A 315-nucleotide genomic window follows, 5' to 3' on the forward strand; every position below is an offset into this window, starting at 1 on the left:
GGCAAATCTTATCAAACCATTGTTGAGTAGCGGTAAGCTTCGTTGCATCGGTTCAACCACGTACCAAGAATACAGCAGTATTTTTGAAAAAGAACGCGCGCTATCTCGCCGCTTCCAAAAAATCGATGTTGTTGAGCCATCGCTAGACGATACAACCAAAATTCTGATGGGCTTGAAACCTAAGTATGAAGCACACCATGAGGTGCGCTATACCAATAAAGCACTTAGAGCAGCGGTTGAACTGTCGGCAAAATACATTAACGAACGCCATCTACCCGATAAAGCTATTGATGTTATTGATGAAGCGGGTGCTCG

Annotated in this window: 1 pseudogene; it reads left to right on the forward strand. The window is 44.1% G+C overall.

Features of this window, described 5'->3' with window-relative positions:
- Positions 1-315: pseudogene (clpA, locus tag ACP45E_RS02370) on the forward strand (ATP-dependent Clp protease ATP-binding subunit ClpA); the annotation flags it as partial.

Source organism: Vibrio genomosp. F10 str. 9ZD137, assembly GCF_049974785.1.
Taxonomy (GTDB): Bacteria; Pseudomonadota; Gammaproteobacteria; order Enterobacterales; family Vibrionaceae; genus Vibrio.